The following is a 19640-nucleotide window of genomic DNA, read 5'->3' as shown; positions in this document are numbered from 1 at the left end:
CGTCCGTCATCGCCATCGCCCCGCAGCCTCTACTCCACCCCGGCCAGCCGCTTCGCCCGGGTGAACACGTCGTCCAGCATTCCTGGTGTCAGCCGCCCTGTGAAGGTGTTCTGCTGGCTGACGTGGTAGCAGCCCAGCACTTCCGGTACGGCCGTGCCGGACCAGTGTGCCCCATGCGCGAACACCGGTCTCGGACCGGGCGGGCGCACGCCGTACACCTGACGTAGCGTCGGCCACCACGCGGCCCACGCGAACGCACCCAGCGTGACCACGACGCGCAGGGTCGGCCGGATCAGCTCGACCTCACGGCGCAGCCACGGCGCGCACGTGTCCCGCTCGGCCGGGGTGGGCTTGTTGTCCGGCGGCGCGCAGCGCACCGCCGCGAAGATCCGGGTGTCCCGGAGCGACAGCCCGTCGTCCGCGGCGACGCTGGTCGGTTGGTTCGCGAGCCCCGCCCGGTGCAGGGCGGCGAAGAGGACGTCCCCCGAGCGGTCGCCGGTGAAGATGCGGCCGGTGCGGTTGCCGCCGTGGGCGGCGGGGGCGAGGCCGAGGATCGCGATGCGGGCGGCCGGGTCGCCGAAGCCGGGCACCGGGCGGCCCCAGTACTCCTGGTCGCGGAAGGCTGCCCGGCGGGTGCGGGCGACCTCCTCACGCCAGTCGACCAGCCGGGGGCAGGCGAAGCAGTCGCTCACCGCGCCGTCGAGGTCGGCCAGGTCGGTCGCCCGCGCGGCGCGGGCGACGACCTCCTCGGGCGTACGCGCGCTCACCCCGGGGTTTCCCGGCAATCCCTCAGCCAAGCTTCGCCCGGAAGAGTTCGAGGGTGCGGGCCCAGGCGGTGGCGGCGGCGCGCTGGTCGAAGTTCTCCGGCCGGTCCTCGTTGAAGAAGGCGTGCGCGGTGCCCGGGTAGTCGTACGTCTGGCAGGTGCCGCCGGCGGTCTCGATGGCCCTGCGGACGGTCTGCACGCCGTCGGCCGCCGAGGTGCCGTCGGCCTCGGAACAGTGGATGACCGCGGCCTTGCCCGCGTAGTCGCTCCACTCGGGACGCATCCCCTCCCAGGGCAGGCGGGGGTAGAACGCGGCGGTCGCCACGATGCGCTCGGTGCGGGTGGCGGCCCACAGGGCCAGGCTGGCCCCGGCGCAGAAACCGGCACAGCCGATCTTGCCGGTGACCTCGAGGCGGCCGGCGAGGTAGTCGGCCGCGCCCGCGATGTCGGCAGCGGCCTCGTCCATCTGCGTGCTGTTCAGGATCTGGCGGGGTTCGTCCGGCTTGCTGGCCGGCCCGCCGTGCCGGAAGTCCGGGGCGAGGGCCACGAAACCGGCCTCGGCGAACCGGTCGACGACCGCCCGGACGTGGGGTACGAGACCCCACCAGTCCTGGATGACGATGACCGCCGGGCTGGCCGCACCGCCGGACGGTATCGCGAGATACCCCTCGCCCGTACCCCCGTTGCTCCGGTACGTCACCATCTCGCCCATCGGCCGTCCTCCTAGCGGTCAGTCATCGTTGGCTGGTCGCCCAGTGGTCCTACGTGCCGGTAGCCTGCCACGCCGCGACCGTGCCGGGAAGACGCGGGAGAAGTGGCATTCACCTCCCGTTCGCTCCCCGGTGGCCCGGGCACGGCGACGGCGGCGCGGTGGTGATCCGCGCCGCCGCCGGTCCCGACTGTCGGGTCGCTCAGGCCTTCTTGGTCAGGCAGAGCAGGTAGCCCGTCTTGCCCGGCTCGATGGCGGAGAAGACGTAGCCCTCCTGGCCCTCCTTGAAGAACTGGTCGCAGGCCGCACCGGTGCGGGCCTGCGCCTCGGTCTGGCCGTCGACCCGACCGACCACGGTGTACGCGGCGTCGGTGGAGGTGCACTCGACCACCTTGGCGCCGTCGACCTCCTCCTGCTCGGAGCCGGTCACCTCGGGCAGCTCGGCGATGCAGTCGCCGGCCTTCGCGTCGGCGGTCTCGTCCTTGTTGAGGAAGCCCCCGATCGCCGAACCGAGGCCGAACTTGAGACCGGCGATCACGAGGAAGACGACGATCGCGCCGACGATGCCGAGCACCTTCTTGCCACCGGACTTCTTGGCCGGCTCCTCGACCGGCGGCGGCACCTGGGCGCCGGGCTGAGGCTGGGCGGCGTCCGGTGCGGGGGGCGGTGCGACCTGCTCTGACACGGGATTTCCTTCCGAGGGGTGAATGTGCGGACGACACCGTAGCGATCATCAGCACCGTCCGCCGCCCCGTGCGCCTCATCCTTTCAGCCATTTCCCAGGAAGGAGGAAGGCCCTTTCGTGACACCCGGTGTCACGAAAGGGCCTTCGTCACGCTCAGCCGGTGGGCCCGGCGCTCGGCGATGCCGGAGTCGGCGACGCGGAGCCCGTCGGCGCGGGTGGCGCCGACGTAGCGGGAGTCGCCGTGGGCGCGGGAGTCGCCGTGGGCGCGGGAGTCGCGGTCGGCTCGCCCGACGCGGTGGGCAGCGGCGGGGGCACCGGCCCGGGTGCCGTCACCGTCGGGCGCGGCGCGAACGGCGCCGCGTCCGGGCAGTACGGGTACGCGCGGAGCAGCGGGTTGCCCGTGCCGTGGGGATCCCGGAGGTCGGGACAGTCCGGGTAGCCGAGCCGGATCGGGTCGCCGTTCTGGTCGAAGAGCCGGGCGTTCTGCACCAGCCGCCCCTCGCTGTCGTACACGAAGACGTCCCGGATGTGGTCGTACCGGCCGTCGACGGAGATCGGCTCGTAGCCGCCGTAGTCGTTCCAGCGGGCGCGGTCGTCCACACTGACCAGTCCGACCAGGGCGAAGACCACCAGTACGGCGTGCCCGGCGAGCAGCAGCCGGCGCTTCGGCCGGCTCAACCCGGCCGTGCGGTGACCGAGCCAGATCGAGGCGAGCACGCTGCCGCCCAGGAGAACCAGCCCGGCGAGTTCACTGCCGTTGAGGCTCGGCAGCAGGCCGAACGAACCCCCGGTGGTGATGACCGTGACCAGCATGGCCGCGAGGTAGCCGCGCACCACCCACCAGGCCGGGTTGAGCAGCCGGAGGAACTCGCTGGCCGTGGCGTACCCGAGGGGTGGTCCGAGCTGGGCGTCCCACCGCCGCACCCGCGCGCGGAGCCGGTCCCCCACGGCCCCGAACCGGCGACTGAAGCGACGGTCGCCGCCCGCGGCACCGACGCCCGCCGCCCCGCGCAGCTCGGCGGCGTACGCCTCGGGCTCGCCCAGCCGCTCGACCAGCGACCCGTCGGCCTCGGCGGCGACCTCGGCCAGGTGCTCCGCGAGGTCCTCGGTCAGCTCGTCCCGGACGGCCGGCGGCAGGTCGGCGAGCGCGGCCCGGACCCGGGCGACGTAGTCGGTGATCTCCTGCTCCGTGACGGTCATGCCGCCAACCCCCGATCGTCGAGCAGTGCGTCCATGGTCGTGGCGAACGAACGCCAGAGCTTGCCGGACCGGGTCAGCTGGTCGCGGCCGGCGGCGTTGAGTGCGTAGTACTTGCGGTGCGGCCCGGCTTCGCTGGGCACGACGTACGTGGTGAGCAGGCCGGCGGCGAAGAGGCGCCGCAGCGTGCCGTACACGGAGGCGTCGCCGACCTCGTCCAGGCCGGCCTCGCGCAGGCGGCGCAGGATGTCGTAGCCGTAGCCATCCTCGTCGCGGAGCACGGCGAGGACCGCGAGATCCAGCACACCCTTCAAGAGTTGTGTGGTGTCCACGCAATGCACACTAGTGTGCAATGCGAAGTAGCGTCAACGGACCCGCCGTAAGGTCGGGGTACGTCGTGGGGCAGTTACGGATCGTTCCTGGTCTTCGCACTGGTGCTGATCCTGATCCCCGGCCCGGACTTCGCGGTGGTCACCCGCAACACCCTGGCCTCGGGCCGGCGCCGCGGGATGTGGCCCTGCTCGGCTTCGGCGCCCGCCTCGCCACCGAACGCGCCTGACCGCCGTCAGGCCAGAGGCCGGCACGAACCTGGGCCACCCTTGATCCACTCGACGTCCATGAAGTCGCGGCATCCCGGTCGCTCCAACACCGCGACTTCCATGAAGTCGAGTCGATCAAGCTGCTACTGCACGCTCCAGGCGATGCCGTCGAGGATGTCGTGCTCGGAGGCGACGACGGAGTCCATGCCGGCCCGCTCCATGATCACGCGGAGCACCAGGGCGCCCGCCCCGATCACGTCGGCCCGGCCCGGGTGCATCACCGGGATCGCCAGCCGCTCGTCCCGGCTCTTCGCCAGCAGGTCGGCGGTCACGTCGGCCACCGCGTCGTACGACACCCGGGCGTGGTGGATGCGCTCCGGGTCGTACTCGGTGAGGCCCCGGGCGATCGCGACGACCGTCGTGACCGATCCGGCGAGCCCGACCAGCGTGGCGGCCTCCCGGCCCGGCACCGCCTCCAACGCGCGGTCCACGGCGACCGCGATGTCGGCCTGCGCCGCGGCGATCTCGTCCAGGCCGGGCGGGTCGCCGTGCAGGTGCCGCTCGGTCATCCGGACGCACCCGATGTCCATGGAGATCGCGGCGTCGACGCCGCCGGCGCGGGTGCCGACGACGAACTCGGTCGAGCCGCCGCCGATGTCGACCACCAGGTACGGCTCCCGCGCGTCGGCGGGCAGCCCGCGGACCGCGCCGGTGAACGACAGCCGCGCCTCCTCGTCCCCGGTGACCACCTCGGGAGGGACGCCCAGGGTCTCCTCCACCATGGCGCGGAAGTCGGCGGCGTTCTCCGCGTCCCGGCTCGCCGAGGTGGCGCACATCCGGACCCGCTCGGCGCCCAGCTTCTCGATCTCGGCGGCGTAGTCGGCGAGCGCCACCCGGGTGCGCTCGATCGCCTCGGGGGCCAGCCGGCCGGTCTTGTCGACGCCCTGGCCGAGCCGGACGATCTCCATCCGGCGGCTCACGTCGACCAGCGGCGCGGTGGGGCCCGCCGCCGGGTCGGGCAGGTCGGCGACCAGCAGGCGGATGGAGTTGGTCCCGCAGTCGATGGCGGCCACGCGCGTCGTCACGCCCGCAACCCTACGGCAGCCCGACCGCCCGGTCCGTGACACCGGGGCGGCCGCGTGATCGACTCGATGCCGCCAGCATCGCGGCATCCGGGCGTTGCCAACTCCACGATGCCGGCGGCATGGAGTGGATCACCAGCCCCTCAGAGCCGGAGCAGCATCCGGGTGTTGCCGAGGGTGTTCGGCTTGACCCGCTCCAGGTCGAGGAACTCGGCGACACCCTCGTCGTACGAGCGCAGCAGCTGCTCGTACACGGGGTGCGGCACCGGTGCGCCGTCGATCTCGGTGAAGCCGAACGAGGCGAAGAACCGGGTCTCGAAGGTCAGCACGAAGATCCGGGCCACGCCCAGCTCCCGGGCCGCGTCGATCAGCTCGTTCACGATCCGGTGGCCGATCTTGCGGCCGCGGCACACCGGGTCGACCGCCACCGTCCGGATCTCGGCCAGGTCCTCCCACATGACGTGCAGCGCCCCGCAGCCGACCACGGTGCCGTCCGGCGTCACCGCGACCCGGAACTCCTGCACGTCCTCGTAGAGCGTGACGGTCGCCTTGCTGAGCAGCCGTCGGTCGTCGGTGTACGTGTCGACCAGGCGACGGATGCCCCGGACGTCGGAGGTCCGGGCACGCCGCACCACGATCTCGTCGGCGGCGGTCATCTCACTCGTCCGCCGGCACGTCCACGCACGGCCCGGCCGCCCACCACGGCTCGACCAGGCCGAGCGTCTCGTCCCCGAACGGGTTGACCCCCGGACCGGCGCCGAGCGCGTGGCCGAGGTGCACGTGCAGGCACTTCACCCGGCCCGGCATCCCGCCGGCCGAGATGCCGGCGATCTCCGGCACGTGACCGATCGCCTCCCGGCGGGCCAGGTAGTCCTCGTGGGCCGCCCGGTAGTGCGCGGCCAGCTCCGGATCCTCGGCGAGCCGGTCGGCCATCTCCTTCATCAGCCCGGCCGACTCCAGCCGGCTGCACGCGGCGGTCGCGCGGGGGCAGGTCAGGTAGAACAGCGTCGGGAAGGGGGTGCCGTCGGCCAGGCGCGGCGTCGTCTCCACCACGTCGGGCAGGCCGCACGGGCACCGGTGAGCCACCGCCCGGGTCCCGCGCGGCGCGCGGCCGAGCTGCGCGGCCACCGCCGCCAGGTCGGCCTCGGTGGCCGGTTCCCGCTGCGGCAGGGGTACGGAGGCCGCCGCCGGCTCCTGCGGTGGTACGACTGTCACGCTGCTCATTCCTCGTTCGGTGCGGTGTGCTGATCCGGCGCTCAGGCGTCCGGCCGGTCGCCGTTGGCCGCCTCCACGCTCGACCAGAGCGTGTCGTACCAGGCGTCGGGCGCTGCCGGCTCGGCCGGGGCCGACGGCCGGCCCGCGTCCCGGGCGGCGCCCTCGGGGTCGCGCAGCACCACCATGATGTTCTCGTCCGGGCGGACCATGAAGAACCGTTCCCGGGCCTTGGTCTCGATGTACTTCGGGTCCTGCCACTTCACGGCCTCGGCGGAGAGTCGCTCGATCTCCTTCCGCTGGGCCGTCTGGGCGGCCTCCATGCGGGCGATGTCGGCCTGCTGGTCCAGGTAGACCCGGACCGGGTAGGTGTAGCCGAGGGCGAGCGCGATCAGCACCGCGAACAGCACGGTGGCCCGCCCGGTGAAGCGTCGGGGGTGGGGTGCGGCGAGCCGCTTGACGCCGCCGCCGGCAGCCGTCCGCCGGGCGGCCGGCCGGTTCGCCGAGCGTACGCCGTCGGTGGCCCGGGCCGCACCGGGCGCGCGACCGGGGGTCGCCCGCGGCTCCGCGCGGACGCCGCTCTCCCGGACCGGCCGGGCACCGCGGGCCCCGCCCGGCCGGCCGGTCTGACCCGGCCGGCGGGCGGGACGCTGACCACCCGGCGTGCGGCGCTGCTGCATCGTCACACCCCTCCCCCGAGGCTTCGCGTCCCTCAGGCCGAACGGTAACGCGGGAAGGCGCCCGCCCCGGCGTACCGCGCCGCGTCGGCCAGCTCCTCCTCGATCCGCAGCAGCTGGTTGTACTTGGCGACCCGGTCGGACCGGGCCGGGGCGCCGGTCTTGATCTGGCCGCAGCCGGTGGCGACCGCCAGGTCGGCGATGGTGGTGTCCTCGGTCTCACCGGAGCGGTGGCTCATCATGCACTTGAAACCGGCCCGGTGGGCCAGGTCCACCGCGTCGAGGGTCTCGGTGAGCGACCCGATCTGGTTGACCTTCACCAGGACGGCGTTGGCGGCGTTCTCGGCGATGCCGCGGGCGATGCGCTGCGGGTTGGTGACGAACAGGTCGTCGCCGACGATCTGGATGCGGTCGCCGATGGACGCGGTCAGCGTCTGCCAGCCGGACCAGTCGTCCTCCGCCAGCGGGTCCTCGATGGACACGATCGGGTACTGGTCGGCGAGCTTGGTGTAGTAGGTGCTCATCTCGTCGGCGGTCTTCGTGGCGCCCTCGAAGGTGTAGGTGCCGTTCTCGAAGAACTCCGTGGCCGCCACGTCGAGCGCGAAGACGATGTCGGTGCCGAGCCGGTAACCGGCCTTCTCGACGGCCTCCGCGATCAGGTCCAGGGCGGCGGCGTTGGTGGGCAGGTTCGGCGCGAAGCCGCCCTCGTCACCGAGGCCGGTGGACAGGTTCTGCTTCTTCAGCACCGACTTGAGCGCGTGGTAGACCTCCGCGCCGGAGCGCAGCGCCTCGCGGAAGCTGGGCGCGCCGATCGGCGCGATCATGAACTCCTGGATGTCGACGTTGGAGTCCGCGTGGGCGCCACCGTTGAGGATGTTCATCATCGGGACCGGCAGCAGGTGCGCGTTGGGGCCGCCGAGGTAGCGGAACAGGCTCAGCTCGGCGCTGCCGGCGGCCGCCTTCGCCACCGCCAGGGAGACGCCCAGGATCGCGTTCGCGCCCAGCTCGCTCTTGTTGTCGGTGCCGTCGATGTCGAGCATCTTCTGGTCGATCAGGCGCTGCTCGCTGGCCTCGTACCCGATCAGCTCGTCGACGATCTTGTCCTCGATGTTCGAGACGGCGTTCTCGACGCCCTTGCCCAGGTAGCGGTCCTTGTCACCGTCGCGCAGCTCGATCGCCTCGAAGGCGCCGGTCGAGGCGCCGGACGGCACCGCGGCGCGGGCGATCGTGCCGTCGTCGAGCCCGACCTCGACCTCGACCGTCGGGTTGCCCCGCGAGTCAAGGATCTCCCGGGCGACGATTCCCTCGATGGTTGCCACTGAGTCGCTCCTCGTTTGTGTGTGCCGGTCCGGTATGGGCCGCGACGGTGCGGCTGAGGCAGTTGTTGCACGCAGCGTATCGGGCGACGGCGTACCGCACCGCGTCGCCCGGCGTACGGCGGAGCGCCCACCGGTCACGCCCTGTGTCCGGCAACCGCCCGCACGACGGACATTCCCGTATTCTCGTGCGTCAACCGGCAACGGGTTTGCGCGCGGTTGACCCCATCGGCAAGGCTGTGCGCCATGGCCGCCCCCTCGACCCCGCTCCGCCTGCTCGCCGTCTCGGTCATCGCGTCGCTCACGGTCACCGGCTGTCAGACCCTCGACGACGCCGGCCGGGCCATCGGCCGCTCCGACCTCGTCAACGATCTCGCGAGCCGGCTGGACCGGGCGCTGACCCTGACCTACTCGGCCGACTACCAGCTCCCCGCCGGGAAGACCGCGACGATCGCCCAGGAGCAGGAGCCGGCCCGGTCGGCGTACACGTGGCCCGGGGGCAAGCTGACGGTCACCGAGGAGGCGACCACGCGGTGCGAGAGCTCCGGCGGACGGACGGTCTGCACGCTGGAGCCGCCGCCGGCCACCACCGCCAAGCCGTCGGTCACCGTGTTCGCCGAGGCCAAGCGGCAGGGCCTGGTCACCCCGCCGGTGGTGGTGGGGCTGTTGACCGCCGCCGCCCTCGACCCGGACGCGGTCATCACCAACAGTGACACCACCCTCGCCGGCCGGCACGCCACCTGCGTCGACGTCCGGCAGACCGCCGACGACTTCAGCGCCTGCGTCACCACCGAGGGGGCGCTGGCCAGCTTCACCGGCCGGGTGGACGGCAAGCCGGTCGAGCTGGCTCTCACCCGCTACCGGGAGGCGGTCGACAGCACGGCCTTCGAGCTGCCGGCCGGCGCGGGGGTGGTCGACCGCCGCCCGGCCGGCTCGTGACCGACCGGGCGGCCGGGAACAGCACAGGGGGCCCAACGCCGGCCGACCGGCCGTTGACCCGCCCGGCGGCCGGGAACGGCACCGGCGGCCCACCGCCGGCGGCGGTCCCCGACACAGCTCATCAGTCTGCATCCGGCGGGACGGCTCCTCCCGTGGCTGCCGCATCCCCGGAGTTCGTCCCGGGGGCCGGTGCCCCCGGCGCACCCGACGCCGGTGACCTGGCGCTGCCGGTGGCCGGGCGGAAGCTGCTCACCGGCCCGGACGCCACCTTCCTCCGGGTCGCCGACCTGCCCGCCGACAGCCCGTGGGTGCCGCTCGGCACGCTCGACGGCCGCCCGGTGTGGGCCGTCGAGGCGCCGGCCGAGGAGAGCCTGCCCGGCCGGTGGCGGAGCTGGCCGTCCCTCGCGGCCGAGGTCCCCGAGCCGTACGCGACGCTCGCCGGGCGGGCACTGGCCGTCGTCACCTGGCGGCGGACGCACCGCTGGTGCGGGGCCTGCCGGGAGAAGCTGGCCGATGTGCCCGGCGAGACCGCGCGGCGCTGCCCCGGCTGCGAGCTGTACGTGCCGATGCAACTCTCCGCCGCCGTGCTGGTGGCGATCACCCGGCCCGGCCCCTCCGGTGGCCCCGACGAGCTGCTGCTCGTACGGCACGCGTACGGGCCGACCGGCCTGTGGGCGCTGGTCGCGGGCTTCGTGGAGGCCGGTGAGACGTTGGAGGAGGCCGTCCGCCGGGAGGTCGGCGAGGAGGTCGGGTTGACCGTCGCTCAGGTGGCGTACTTCGGCAGCCAGCCGTGGGCGATGTCCGGGCCAGGGACGCTGCTGACCGGTTTCACCGCCCGCGCCGCCGACCCGCTGGCCGAGCCGGTGGTCGACGGAGCGGAGCTGGCCGAGGCGCGCTGGTTCCCGCTCGACGGGCTGCCGGCGGAGCTGCCGCCCGCGTACTCGATCTCCCGCTGGCTGATCGACGCGGCCGCCACCGGCGTGCGGCGCTGACGCCGCTCACACCCCGAGCAGGGTGCGCAGGTGGCGCGGGGGCGGGCAGTCGTGGGCGAGCATCGCGTCGTGCCAGTCCCGGACGGACACCCCGTCGGGGCGGGCTGCGGCGATCTCGGCGACCTCGCTGTACCCGACGAAGTACGTGGACAGCTGCGTCGACGTGAGCAGCGCCCGCCGCCACTTGCCGGCGGCCTCGCCCTCCTCCTGGAAGCCGCGCCCGGTCATCAGCGCCATCGCGTCCGCCTCGGTCATCCCCTCGCAGTGCACGAGCTGGTCGAGCAGGGCGTTGATGGTCATCCGCAGCTGCATCTTGAGCTGCTGCAACCGCACCGGCACACCCCCGAACCCCTGCCCCGCCATCACCTCCTCGGCGTAGACCGCCCAGCCCTCGATGAACGGCCCGGACCGGGCGAGGGCCCGCACCCGGGTGCCGCCGGCGTGCCGGCGGGCGTGCGCGAGCTGGAGGAAGTGCCCGGGCATCGCCTCGTGCACCGTGAGGTTGCGGATCATGTGGTCGTTGTACTCGCGGTAGAACGACTCGACCCGCTGCGCCGGCCAGTCGGCCGGGGTGGGCGCGATGCAGTAGAACGTCGGCACGTCGGCCGTCTCCAGCGGACCCGGCGAGTCGCAGTACGCGACCGCCACGCCCCGGGCGAACTCCGGCATCACCTGGATCACGCACGGGTCGTCGACCAGGGTCACCAGGTCGTGGGCGCGGACGAAATCGCTCGCCTCGTCGAGCGTGATCGAGGCGAGGTCGACGATGGTGTGGTCGTCCGGGTGCTCGGCGGCGAGCAGGTCCAGCGCCCGGCGTACCGTCTCGTCGTCGGCCGGCCCACCGACCAGCTCGACGGCCGCCGCGCGGATCTCCTCGGTGACCCGGTCCAGGTTGGCCCAGGCCCGCCGCTGGATCTCGGCGGCGCCCAGCTCGGTGTCGAGCGTGTGCCACAGCCGCGCCTCCCACCGGCGGCGCCCCAGGCGCGGGTCGCGGCCCGGCCCGGCGTCGGCGGCGAGGCCGGTGCGCAGCCACGCGACGAACTCCTCGATCGCCGCGATGGCCGTGGCCGCGGCGGGCGCGACCCGGTCGTGCCGCGCGGGCGCCGCGTCGAGCAGCGCCGGCACCTCGTCGCGGATCAGCGCCGCGGTGCCGGTGAACTGCCCGACCGCCGTCTCGGCGTGGATCCGCGGCATGTCGCGCAGCGTCGCGCGCGCGGTGGCGAGGGCGTCGGGCAGGGCCTCCAGCCGGCCGGCGAGGCTGTCCAGCCGGACCTCGACCGGGGCGTACGGGCGGGCGACGAGCGCGTGCAGCAGCCCGCCGGGGTTGTGCCGGAGCGGGTCCCACTCGTGCGCGCGGATCTCGTCCCGCTCGAACAGCTCCCGGTCGACCAGGGCGGTCAGCAGGGCGTGGTCCACCTGGTCGTCGACGTCGAGCGCGTCACCGTCCACCTCGGACAGCGCGTCGGCGGCGTCCCGGAGCATCGCCCGGTCGGCGGCCACGGCGTCGGCGGAGAGATCCGGCAACCGGTCGTCGTACCGGTGGTCCCCCGCCGTGGCGGCCAGTCCCGGCCGGCTCTCCAGCAACGCGTCGACGATCCGCTCAGCCAGCGGCGCGAACTCCTGCATGGAAGAACCCTACCGATCACCACGTGACCGCACCGCCCGCACGACCCGCCCGCGCCCGCCCGCGCCCGGACGCGTTGATCATGACGTTGGCGGGTGGTTCGATCTCCTCCGCACCCGCCAACCTCATGATCAACTCGGCTGGTCCCCGATGGTGCGTTCGGCGGCGCGGACCGCGTCGGCGTAGGCCAGGGTGGCGCGGCGGAGGGCTGCTTCCGGATCCTGGCCCGCCTCGCGGGCCGCCGCGACGGTGGCCAGGAGGCTGGCGCCGAGGCGCGCTTCCGGGTCTACCTGCGACTCCGCCAGTGGGGGTGGGACCGCCAGGCCGATGCGGGCGGCGCGCTCGAGGATCTTCGCCGCCAGGGCGAGGGCGGGCTGGCTCATGGCGATGCCGTCCAGCACCGAGTCGCGCGCCTTCTCGGCCCGCTTGATCCGCTCCCAGCTCGCCTCGATCTCCTCGATGGAAGCGGCCTGACCGTCGGCGAAGACGTGCGGGTTACGCCGGACCATCTTGTCGACCAGGCCGCCGGCCACGTCGTCGACGGTCCACCGCTCGTCCTGGGGCAGCTCCTCGGCCAGCCGGGCGTGCAGCACCACCTGCAACAGCACGTCGCCCAGCTCCTCGCGCAGCGCGTCGGTGTCCCCGGCGCCGATCGCGTCGTACGCCTCGTAGCACTCCTCCAGCAGGAAACGGGCGAGGCTCTGGTGGGTCTGCGCCCGCTTCCACGGATCCCCACCGGGCGAGGCGAGGCGGTCCATCACGGCCACCGCGTCGAGCAGCCGGGCGCCCGGCGGGTCCCACGAGCCGTGCATCAGCTCCAGCTCGGCGAGCCCGGGCTCCCGGGCCAGGCGGAGGCCCAGCTCGCGGGCGAGCGACTCGTCGCCGGCCGGGCCGGCGAGCCACACCGCCGTGCCGTGGGCGGCGACCGTGTCCAGCAGCGCCTGGGTGGCCGGGCCGTCGACCACGGTCACCTCGGCGCCCGCCGCGCGGAGCGCCGCCGTCACCTCGCTCTCCGCCCCGGCCAGCACCGGGTGCCGGCGTACGACGTCCCAGGCGGTCGCCGTGAGCAGCCCGGCCGGTAGCCGGGGCGAGGTGACCAGCAGGACGATCCGCGCCGACATGCTCAGCTGGCGACCGGCTCGGTCGCCTCGGCGCCGGTCGGCTCGACCGACGGGAGCGGCTCCGGGGTGGAGATGTCGGTGACCGCGTCCGAGCCGTCGACGTACGGCAGGTTGTACTGGCGGAGACCCTGCTGGGTCTGCAGCAGCGCCGGGATCTCCAGCGAGGAGAAGCGCGGGTTGACCGTGACGTCCAGCTTCTCCACCTCGTCCTGGAGCGCGACGCTCACCGCGGAGACCTGCCTGGTGAACGGCGCCTGCTCGAGCTGCTGGCGCTGCTCGTCGGCGGACCAGCCGGCCGGGGCCACCCCGGCGTCGACCAGCGCCTGGTAGAGCCTGCCGCGCGAGTCGTCGGTCAGGTCGGCCGGCGGCAGACCGGCCTGCAGGGCGAGGAAGAGGTCGTACCACTCGGCGGCGAGCGTGGCGTACTCCGTGTTCGGCACGCCCAGCTCCTGACCGAGCTGCTCGGCGCTGAGCTGGTCCTGCACCTGGACCTGCTTCTCGGCCGCGATCCGCTTGCCGAGGTCGATGCCGACCAGCAGGTTGAGGATGTCCTGCCGCTGCACGTTCAGCTTCAGCTGCTCCGGGCTCGGCTCCACCCCGCGCTGCTGGAGCGCGGTCCGGACCGACTCCTCGTACGTCGCCTGAGCCTCGTCGTAGATCGCGTCGACCCGGCTCAGCGAGTAGGTGGAGTCACCGACGTACGCGGCGATGTCCGGCGCGGACCGGCCGCAGGCGGCGAGGGAGCTGGCAGCGAGGACCGCGACGCTGGCGGCGGCGACAAGACGGCGAGCACGCATGCGGGTCACTCTCTCACGCCGTCCCGGCGCGGTGTGACGGCCCCCACGCCTCACCGGGTCGCCCCGGCTCGCCGAGCACGTCGGAGAGGAGCTGGGCGCACCACTCCAGCAGCGCCTGGTCGCGCAACGGCTCGCCGCCGACCCGGCGGGTGCTCGGCCGCGGCACGCTGACCTGGTCCAGCGCGGCCTTGTAGACCGCGTCCGGGTGGTACCGCTTGAGCCGGAGCTGCTTCGAGTCGGGCAGCGGCAGCGGGCCGAACCGGATGTGCTTGCCCTGCATGCTGACGTCGGTGAGGCCGTAGCGGCGGGCGAGCAGCCGGAACCGCGCCACCGCCACCAGGTTCTGCACCGGCGCGGGCGGCTCGCCGTACCGGTCGGTCATCTCGGCGACCACCTCGCGCAGCCGCTCGTCGTCGCGGGCCTCGGCGAGCTTGCGGTACATCTCCAGGCGTAGCCGCTCCACGCCGACGTAGTCGTGCGGCAGGTGCGCGTCCACCGGAAGGTCGACCTTGACCTCGACCTCCTCCTCCGGACGCTCCCCCTTGAAGGCCTGCACCGCCTCGCCGACCATGCGCACGTAAAGGTCGAAGCCGACGCCCTCGATGTGGCCGGACTGCTCGCCGCCGAGCAGGTTGCCGGCGCCGCGGATCTCCAGGTCCTTCATCGCCACGTACATGCCGGCGCCCAGCTCGGTGTGCTGGGCGATGGTGGCCAGCCGCTCGTGGGCGTGCTCGGTGAGCGGCTTGTCCGGCGGGTAGAGGAAGTACGCGTACGCCCGCTCCCGGCCCCGGCCGACCCGCCCGCGGATCTGGTGCAGCTGGGCCAGGCCGAGCAGGTCGGCCCGCTCCACGATCAGGGTGTTGGCGTTCGGGATGTCGATGCCGGACTCGACGATCGTGGTGCAGACCAGGACGTCGAACTCCTTCTCCCAGAAGCCGACCATGACCTTCTCCAGCGCCTCCTCGCCCAGCTGGCCGTGCGCCACGGCGACCCGCGCCTCGGGCACCAGCTCGCGCAGCTTCCGCGCCGCCCGCTCGATCGACTCGACCCGGTTGTGCAGGTAGAAGACCTGACCGTCGCGGAGCAGCTCGCGGTGGATCGCGGCGGCCACCTGCCGCTCGTCGTACGCCCCGACGGCGGTGAGCACCGGGTGCCGCTCCTCCGGCGGGGTGGCGATGGTGGACATCTCCCGGATGCCGGTGATCGCCATCTCCAGCGTCCGGGGGATCGGGGTGGCCGACATGCTGAGCACGTCGACCGCCGCCCGCATGGCCTTCAGGTGCTCCTTGTGCTCGACGCCGAAGCGCTGCTCCTCGTCAACGATGACCAGGCCGAGGGACTTGAACCGGGTGGACGCCTGGAGCAGCCGGTGGGTGCCGATGACGATGTCGGCGGTGCCGTCGGCGACCATGGCGAGGGTCTGCTCGGACTCCTTCGGCGTCTGGAAGCGGGACAGCTGCCGGATCGTCACCGGGAACTGGCTCATCCGCTCGGCGAACGTGTTGTAGTGCTGCTGCACCAGCAGCGTCGTGGGCACCAGCACCGCCACCTGCTTGCCGTCCTGCACCGCCTTGAACGCCGCGCGGACGGCGATCTCGGTCTTGCCGTACCCGACGTCGCCGCAGATCAGCCGGTCCATCGGGACCGTCTGCTCCATGTCCCGCTTGACCTCCTCGATGGCGGCGAGCTGGTCCGGCGTCTCCTGCCAGGGGAAGGCGTCCTCCAGCTCCCGCTGCCACGGGGTGTCCGGCCCGAAGTTGTGCCCCTTGGACGCCTTGCGGGCGGCGTAGAGCTGGATCAGCTGGGCGGCGATCTCCTTGACCGCCTTGCGGGCGCGGGCCTTCGACTTCTGCCAGTCCGAGCCGCCCATCTTGTGCAGGGTCGGCTGCTCACCGCCGACGTAGCGGGAAAGCTGGTCGAGCTGGTCGGTGGGGACGAACAGCCGGTCGCCGGGCTGACCGCGCTTGCTCGGGGCGTACTCGATGACCAGGTACTCGCGGCTGGCGCCGTTGACCGTCCGCTGCACCAGCTCGACGTACCGGCCGATGCCGTGCTGCTCGTGCACCACGTGGTCGCCGGCCTTCAGCTCCAGCGGGTCGATGGTGTTGCGCCGCCGGCTCGGCATCTTGCGCATGTCCCGGGTCGAGGTGCCCCGCCCGCCGGTGAGGTCGTCCCCGGTGAGCAGCACGAAGCGGGACGCCTCGTCGACGAACCCGGCGGTCAGCGACCCGCAGGTGACCAGCAGCTCCCCGGGGGCGGGCGCGGTGGGCACCTCCTCGGTCATCCGCGCACCCAGGCCGGCGTCGCGCAGCACCTCGACGGCCCGCTGGGCGGGACCGTGCCCAGCGAAGACCAGCGCGATCGACCAGCCCTCGCCCGCCCAGCGCTTGAGGTCGTCGACCACGCGGGCGGTCTCGCCGTGGTAGAGCGGAGCGGGCTGGGCGGCCAGCGTCACCGCGATCGCGTCGTCGGGGGTGACGTCGACCTCGACCGGCTCGTCCTCCCAGGGCTGTCGCGCGGGGGCGGCGGCGGTGTCGACCATGATTCGGCCTCCGCGCCGGTGGCCGGCGCTCCGGGCCGAATGAAGGTCGTCGGCCAGGCCGAACGGCGACAGGGTCCACCAGGGCTGGCCCAGGACGCGGGCCGCCGCGCGGACGTCGGCGAGGGTCCGGAACGCGGCGGCGCCGAGGTCGACCGGGGCCGCGCCACCGACGGCGGCCGCGGCCCAGCTCGCCTGGAGGAACTCGTCGGAGGTACGCACGAGGTCGTGCGCCCGGGTGCGGATGCGCTCGGGGTCGCAGAGCAGGACGTGGGTGCCGGCCGGCATGGTGTCGAGCAGCAGCTCCATCGAGTCGGCGCCGATCAGCGCCGGGGCGAGCGACTCCATGCCCTCGACCGGGATGCCCTCGGCCAGCTTGTCGAGGATCTCCGCCAGCTCCGGGTGCTCCTCGGCGAGCGCGGCGGCGCGCTTCCGCACCGACGGGGTCAGCAGCAGCTCCCGGCAGGGCGGGGCCCAGAGCAGGGGAACCTGCTCGATGGTGCGCTGGTCGGCGACGGCGAAGGTGCGGATCTCCTCGACCTCGTCGCCCCAGAACTCGACCCGGGACGGGTGCTCGTCGGTCGGGGGGAAGACGTCGAGGATGCCCCCGCGTACGGCGAACTCGCCTCGCTTGGTGACCAGGTCGACCCGCGCGTACGCCATGTCGGTGAGGCGGCGCGCGACCTCCTCGAGGTCGGCCTCGTCGCCGGCGGCCAGCCGCACCGGTTCCAGGTCGCCGAGGCCCTTGAGCTGCGGTTGCAGCAGGGAACGGACCGGGGCGACGACCACCCGCAGCGGGCCGGTGCGGCCGTGCGCGTCGGCCGAGTCGGGGTGGGCCAGCCGGCGGAGCACGGCCAGCCGGCGGCCCACCGTGTCGGAGCGCGGTGAGAGCCGCTCGTGCGGGAGCGTCTCCCAGGAGGGGAAGACCGCCACCTGCTCCGACGGGAGCAGGCTGCCCAACGCCGAGGCGAGGTCGTCGGCCTCCCGGCTGGTGGCGGTGACCGCCAGCACCGGCCGGCCGGCGCCTCCCGAGGGTTCGTCGGCCGCGACGGCGGCGACGGCGAACGGCCGCAGCGCCGGTGGGGCGGTCAGGTCGAGCCCGTCGACCTGGGCCGCACCGGATCGCGCCAGGTCACGGGCCCGGGCGAGGGCCGGGTCGGCCAGGGCGGCGGCGAAGAGTCCGGTGAGCATGTGATCACTTCCAGTGCGACGGCACGACGATCACCCCTCGTCCGGGCTGGACGGGGGGTACACCAGTCGACACTATCTCTCCGGGGAGACGATCGACGCCCGCGTGGCGTGGATCGCGCTCCGTGCCGGCGGCCACGACCTGGGGAGGACGGATGCCGGAGGGAATCGGCAGTGATCCACGACGACGGACCTCGCCGGCCCGGTGGCGGGTGCTGGGCCACCCCCAGGGAATCCTGGCGTACCAGGTGCGGTGCATCGTCGAGCACCACGACTGGTCGGAGCCGGCGGCGGAGACGACGCACAAGGTCATGCTGGGCCGGTCCGGCGTCTACCGGCGCCGGGTGAACGGCCGTACCGCCCTCTCCGACGCCACCGCCGTGCTGCTCACCCGGCCCGGGGACGAGATGGCGGTGGCACACCCGTTCGGCGGCGGCGACTCGTACACCTGCCTGGAAGTCGACCCGGAGGTGCTCGCCGAACGGCCCGACGCCGCCCGGTGGCTGCACGAGGCCGGCTGGGAGGGGTCGACCGACGAGTCACTGGACCTGGCGCACCGGCTGCTGGTCGCGGAGTTCCGGCGGGGGCTGGACCCGTTCGAGATGGGCGAGCGCCTGCACCGGTTCCTCGACCGGCTGCTCGGCCACGTCACCGGCGTCCGACCCGGAACGGATCTCGACCGGGCGGTCGGCCGACGCGCGGCGACCCTGGCGGCGCACCGCCGGTTGGCCGACCGGGCGCGCGAGGTCCTGGCCGGCACCGACTTCTCGCTCACCCTCGACGAGATCGCCCGGGAGGTGGGTGCCTCGCCCCACCACCTCAGCCGGGTGTTCCAGCGGGTCACCGGGAGCAGCCTGACCGCGTACCGCAACCGGCTGCGGGTGCGGGCGGTGCTGGACGCGCTCGCCGAGGCGGACGGGCCGCCGCTGCGGGAGGTGGCCACGCAGTACGGCTTCGCCGACCAGGCGCACCTCACCCGCGTGGTCCGGGACCACGTGGGCCACCCGCCGGCGCGCCTGCGCGCACTCCTCGCAGCCTGAGACGCATCGGGGCCAACCGAGCAAGAATCTTCAAGACCTCACACCCCGGCGGACCCGAGGATGGATCCCGTCGACCCGGTACGTCGGGGTGGGCGGACCTGTTCGGGGAGGTCCGCAGCTCCTGTCCGGGCGGACCGCCGGCGGCGACCCGACGCCGGTCACCGGAGGTGCCGCACCCTTCGCGGCACCTCCGGCCCCTTGGTGGATCTTGACCCGGCCCCGCAGCCATGATCGGCTGGGCGACATGAGCGGACAGTGGCGCGTGCAGTTCGACGCGGAGGTGACCTTCGCCAACGGCGGTGGGCTGCGCACCGAGGGGTTCCGGCTGGACATTCCCGGTCGGGAGATCGACGACGCGGACGTGGCCGCACTCTTCGTCCGGCACCTCGGGCTGCTGATGGTGGCCGAGGTCCGCGTCACGAACAAGACGATCATCGAGGAATCGCACAAGGGCGGGCGCGGCGTGGCCCGGACGGGCGACGCCGCGCCGGGCCGCCGGCTGATCGAGCTGAGCCACCCGATCACGGACGGGATGGTCACCCTGCCGGGCTGGCCGGCGCCGCGGATCACCGACTGGCTGACCCGGGAGGCGTCCCGCGCGAACTACGCGCCGGGCACCGAGTTCCACGTCGCCCGCATCGACATGATCGCCAACACCGGCACGTATGTGGACACCCCCGCGCACCGCTACGCCGACGGCGCCGACCTCGCCGGCACCCCGCTGGACCGGCTCGCCGACCTGCCCGGCGTGGTGGTCCGGGTGCCCGCCGGCACCCGCGCGGTGGACCGGCTGATGCTGGCCCCGTACGACGTGGCCGGCCGGGCGGTGCTGCTGCACACGGGCTGGTCGGCGCACTTCGGCACCGACCGGTACGGCGCACCGGAGGCCCCGTACCTCACCGGCGACGGCGCCCGGGCGCTGGTCGAGGCGGGTGCCGCCCTGGTCGGCATCGACTCGATCAACATCGACGACATGAGCCCGGCCGCGGCCGGCGAGCGCCCCGCGCACAGCGGCCTGCTGGCGGCCGGCATCCCGATCGTGGAGCACCTGACCGGGCTGGACGCCCTGCCCCCGAACGGGTTCCGGTTCACCGCCGCACCGCCACGGGTGGCCGGCATGGGCACCTTCCCGGTGCGCGCCTTCGCCGTCGTCGGCCCCTGACCCGGCACAATCCGCCAAGATCCACACGACTTCACTGAAGTCGCGGTATCCCACCGT

18 protein-coding genes are annotated in these 19640 nt (G+C 73.6%); 4 read left to right on the top strand and 14 right to left on the bottom strand.

Features of this window, described 5'->3' with window-relative positions:
- Positions 1–29 precede the first annotated feature (29 nt).
- The 10 genes from HCJ94_RS26115 to eno form a co-directional block, all read right to left on the bottom strand.
- Entirely contained in the window at positions 30–785 is a 756-nt protein-coding gene (locus HCJ94_RS26115; RefSeq protein WP_168003694.1) for a uracil-DNA glycosylase, read from the bottom strand.
- Between the two features lie 4 nt (positions 786–789).
- On the bottom strand, positions 790–1476 hold the full coding sequence (locus HCJ94_RS26110; protein ID WP_168003693.1) for a dienelactone hydrolase family protein: 687 nt from the start codon (positions 1474–1476) through the stop codon (positions 790–792).
- 199 nt (positions 1477–1675) lie between these two features.
- Entirely contained in the window at positions 1676–2158 is a 483-nt protein-coding gene (locus tag HCJ94_RS26105; RefSeq protein WP_168003692.1) for an LppU/SCO3897 family protein, read from the bottom strand.
- 153 nt (positions 2159–2311) lie between these two features.
- Entirely contained in the window at positions 2312–3358 is a 1047-nt protein-coding gene (locus HCJ94_RS26100) for an HAAS signaling domain-containing protein (RefSeq protein ID WP_168003691.1), read from the bottom strand.
- Positions 3355–3687 (bottom strand): PadR family transcriptional regulator, encoded by a 333-nt coding sequence (locus HCJ94_RS26095; protein WP_168003690.1) that lies wholly within the window; start codon positions 3685–3687, stop codon positions 3355–3357. The genes HCJ94_RS26100 and HCJ94_RS26095 overlap by 4 nt, the downstream gene beginning before the upstream one ends.
- 350 nt (positions 3688–4037) lie before the next feature.
- The gene (locus tag HCJ94_RS26090; RefSeq protein ID WP_168003715.1) at positions 4038–4967 is read right to left on the bottom strand and encodes a Ppx/GppA phosphatase family protein; all 930 of its coding nucleotides are present in this window, start codon (positions 4965–4967) and stop codon (positions 4038–4040) included.
- Between the two features lie 152 nt (positions 4968–5119).
- Positions 5120–5632, bottom strand: a complete 513-nt coding sequence (locus tag HCJ94_RS26085; RefSeq protein WP_168003689.1) for an amino-acid N-acetyltransferase — start codon at positions 5630–5632, stop codon at positions 5120–5122.
- A 1-nt stretch (position 5633) separates the two neighbouring features.
- Entirely contained in the window at positions 5634–6191 is a 558-nt protein-coding gene (locus HCJ94_RS26080) for a DUF501 domain-containing protein (RefSeq protein WP_168003688.1), read from the bottom strand.
- Positions 6192–6232: 41 nt separating this feature from the next.
- The gene (locus HCJ94_RS26075; RefSeq protein WP_168003714.1) at positions 6233–6868 is read right to left on the bottom strand and encodes an FtsB family cell division protein; all 636 of its coding nucleotides are present in this window, start codon (positions 6866–6868) and stop codon (positions 6233–6235) included.
- A gap of 32 nt (positions 6869–6900) precedes the next feature.
- Positions 6901–8184, bottom strand: coding sequence for a phosphopyruvate hydratase (gene eno, locus HCJ94_RS26070; protein ID WP_168003687.1), 1284 nt, complete (start codon positions 8182–8184; stop codon positions 6901–6903).
- Between the two features lie 243 nt (positions 8185–8427).
- On the opposite strand from eno, the gene HCJ94_RS26065 reads away from it, so the two are divergent.
- The gene (locus tag HCJ94_RS26065) at positions 8428–9120 is read left to right on the top strand and encodes a hypothetical protein (RefSeq protein ID WP_168003686.1); all 693 of its coding nucleotides are present in this window, start codon (positions 8428–8430) and stop codon (positions 9118–9120) included.
- A 152-nt stretch (positions 9121–9272) separates the two neighbouring features.
- On the top strand, positions 9273–10112 hold the full coding sequence (gene nudC / locus HCJ94_RS26060) for an NAD(+) diphosphatase (protein WP_168003685.1): 840 nt from the start codon (positions 9273–9275) through the stop codon (positions 10110–10112).
- Positions 10113–10118: 6 nt separating this feature from the next.
- Here nudC and HCJ94_RS26055 read toward each other — a convergent pair whose 3' ends face one another.
- The 4 genes from HCJ94_RS26055 to mfd form a co-directional block, all read right to left on the bottom strand.
- Entirely contained in the window at positions 10119–11738 is a 1620-nt protein-coding gene (locus HCJ94_RS26055) for a DUF885 domain-containing protein (protein ID WP_168003684.1), read from the bottom strand.
- 129 nt (positions 11739–11867) lie between these two features.
- Positions 11868–12857 carry a nucleoside triphosphate pyrophosphohydrolase gene (locus HCJ94_RS26050; RefSeq protein WP_168003683.1) on the bottom strand — a complete coding sequence of 330 codons (990 nt, stop codon included), beginning with the start codon at positions 12855–12857 and terminating at the stop codon, positions 11868–11870.
- A gap of 2 nt (positions 12858–12859) precedes the next feature.
- The gene (locus tag HCJ94_RS26045) at positions 12860–13654 is read right to left on the bottom strand and encodes a hypothetical protein (RefSeq protein WP_168003682.1); all 795 of its coding nucleotides are present in this window, start codon (positions 13652–13654) and stop codon (positions 12860–12862) included.
- A gap of 13 nt (positions 13655–13667) precedes the next feature.
- Positions 13668–17384, bottom strand: coding sequence for a transcription-repair coupling factor (mfd, locus tag HCJ94_RS26040; protein WP_168003681.1), 3717 nt, complete (start codon positions 17382–17384; stop codon positions 13668–13670).
- Between the two features lie 152 nt (positions 17385–17536).
- On the opposite strand from mfd, the gene HCJ94_RS26035 reads away from it, so the two are divergent.
- Both HCJ94_RS26035 and HCJ94_RS26030 read left to right on the top strand, forming a co-directional pair.
- A complete protein-coding gene (locus tag HCJ94_RS26035) occupies positions 17537–18421 on the top strand; it encodes a helix-turn-helix domain-containing protein (protein WP_168003680.1) in 885 nt (294 codons plus the stop codon).
- A 244-nt stretch (positions 18422–18665) separates the two neighbouring features.
- A complete protein-coding gene (locus tag HCJ94_RS26030; RefSeq protein WP_168003679.1) occupies positions 18666–19583 on the top strand; it encodes a cyclase family protein in 918 nt (305 codons plus the stop codon).
- The last annotated feature ends 57 nt before the right edge of the window (positions 19584–19640 follow it).

The organism is Micromonospora thermarum (assembly GCF_012034245.1).
GTDB classification, from domain to species: domain Bacteria; phylum Actinomycetota; class Actinomycetes; order Mycobacteriales; family Micromonosporaceae; genus Micromonospora; species Micromonospora thermarum.
This window is presented reverse-complemented; position numbering and strand designations above follow the sequence as displayed.

Excerpts from the sequence above, each read along its gene's own strand:
- mfd (WP_168003681.1), bottom strand. The coding sequence starts at position 17,384 with ATGCTCACCGGACTCTTCGCCGCCGCCCTGGCCGACCCGGCCCTCGCC.
- HCJ94_RS26085 (WP_168003689.1), bottom strand. The coding sequence starts at position 5,632 with ATGACCGCCGCCGACGAGATCGTGGTGCGGCGTGCCCGGACCTCCGAC.
- HCJ94_RS26065 (WP_168003686.1), top strand. The coding sequence starts at position 8,428 with ATGGCCGCCCCCTCGACCCCGCTCCGCCTGCTCGCCGTCTCGGTCATC.
- HCJ94_RS26055 (WP_168003684.1), bottom strand. The coding sequence starts at position 11,738 with ATGCAGGAGTTCGCGCCGCTGGCTGAGCGGATCGTCGACGCGTTGCTG.
- HCJ94_RS26100 (WP_168003691.1), bottom strand. The coding sequence starts at position 3,358 with ATGACCGTCACGGAGCAGGAGATCACCGACTACGTCGCCCGGGTCCGG.
- HCJ94_RS26110 (WP_168003693.1), bottom strand. The coding sequence starts at position 1,476 with ATGGGCGAGATGGTGACGTACCGGAGCAACGGGGGTACGGGCGAGGGG.
- HCJ94_RS26075 (WP_168003714.1), bottom strand. The coding sequence starts at position 6,868 with ATGCAGCAGCGCCGCACGCCGGGTGGTCAGCGTCCCGCCCGCCGGCCG.
- HCJ94_RS26045 (WP_168003682.1), bottom strand. The coding sequence starts at position 13,654 with ATGCGTGCTCGCCGTCTTGTCGCCGCCGCCAGCGTCGCGGTCCTCGCT.
- HCJ94_RS26050 (WP_168003683.1), bottom strand. The coding sequence starts at position 12,857 with ATGTCGGCGCGGATCGTCCTGCTGGTCACCTCGCCCCGGCTACCGGCC.
- HCJ94_RS26035 (WP_168003680.1), top strand. The coding sequence starts at position 17,537 with ATGCCGGAGGGAATCGGCAGTGATCCACGACGACGGACCTCGCCGGCC.
- HCJ94_RS26030 (WP_168003679.1), top strand. The coding sequence starts at position 18,666 with ATGAGCGGACAGTGGCGCGTGCAGTTCGACGCGGAGGTGACCTTCGCC.